The organism is Paenibacillus sp. IHBB 3054, assembly GCF_051594305.1.
Classification (GTDB): domain Bacteria; phylum Bacillota; class Bacilli; order Paenibacillales; family Paenibacillaceae; genus Paenibacillus_AQ.
Window position 1 is genome coordinate 1 of sequence record NZ_JBOFBG010000103.1, and the last position, 1,517, is coordinate 1,517.

Sequence of the window (1,517 nt, forward strand, 5' to 3'; positions counted from 1 at the left end):
CGGGTTGCCAGTGGTCCCCGAGGTATAGATCACATACGCCAAACGCCGGGAATCCGGCTCTAGCGGCGGATTGGCCTCGGATTGCACCCGCCCTCCATGCGTCAACTCGATGACTGTCCCCTCAAATCCGCATGAATCCTGGCCGGGCTGAATCAGCAGTACCGCCGCGCCGCTGTCCCCGAGCATATACCGGATGCGTTCGGCCGGCAGCGCCGGATCAATCGGCAAGTATGCCCCGCCGGCCTTCAGGATGCCATAAAGCCCTACCATCAGCTCCAGCGAGCGTTCCGCCATAATTGCTACAATCGTTTCCGGCCCCACACCTTGCCCGCGCAGCGTCCACGCCAGCTGGTTCGCCCGCGCGTTCAGCTCCGCATAGGTCAGCTGCTGATCCCCGTACACTACCGCCACCGTATGCGGCGTCTTCTCCACCTGCTCCTCGAACAGACCGTGGATCGTCGCTTCCTGCGGATACTCCGCCGCTGTGTCGTTGAACGCATGCAGCAGCTCTTGCTTCTCCTCTGGAGTGACAAGCTCATACGACCCAATGCATGCTTCCGGCTGACCGGCCATTTGCGACAAGAGCTGTACAAAGTGTATCAGGTACCGCCCGGCTGTCTCCTCGTTGAACAGCACGCTGCTGTATTCCAGCAACAGCTGAAGTCCTTGCTCACTCTCCGCAACGTTCAGCGTCAGGTCAAACTTCGTCGCCCGGTGGTCCAGCTCGACCGGACGAACGTCAACATCCGCCAGGCCAAAGCGCGCCTGCTCCATGTTCTGCAGCACCAGCATCGTGTCGAATAAGGGATTGCGGCTCATATCGCGCCGTACGTTCAGCTTCTCGACCAGTTCCTCGAACGGGTAATCCTGATGCTCGAATGCCGTCAGCGTCAGCTCCTTCACTTCGCGCAGAAAGTCCATAAACCGCTTCTCCCCGGACGGGGCGTTGCGCAGTGCCAGCGTGTTCACGAACATCCCGATCATCGGCTCCGTATCACCATGCGTCCGTCCAGACACCGGCGTCCCGACCACAATATCGCTCTGCCCCGTGTACTTGTGCAGCCACACGTTATAGGCGGCCAGCAGCACCATGTACAGCGTGGCTCCGGTCTCTGCGGCAATTCGTTTTAGGGCCTCAGCTACGTCCGCGCTGATCTGCGCATGAACCTGTCCGCCTTCGCTGCTTGGCACCGCCGGACGCGTCCGGTCGGCCGGCAGCTCCAGCACCGGCACTTCCTCCGCATAGGCCGACAGCCAGTACGCCTCATGCCCTTGCATCCGCTCTACCCCGAGCGTGTCCTGCTGCCAGACCGCGTAATCTTTGTACTGGATCCGCAGCGGCGTCAGCTCCTCACCGGCATACGCCGCCATGAGGTCCGACACCAGAAGGTTCAGCGACACGCCGTCCGACACGATATGGTGCATGTCCCACACCAGCCAATGGTGCTCCTCTGCCAGTCGCAGCAGCCCAGTCCGCAGCAGCGGCGCCTGATCCAACGCGAACGGCCGCACGAAGT

1 protein-coding gene is annotated in these 1,517 nt (G+C 61.7%); it reads right to left on the reverse strand.

The features are described from left to right. Positions 1-1,512 (reverse strand): non-ribosomal peptide synthetase (locus tag ACQ76X_RS35820; protein WP_438498653.1); only part of this gene is annotated, 1,512 nt, incomplete at its 3' end. Positions 1,513-1,517 lie beyond the last annotated feature (5 nt).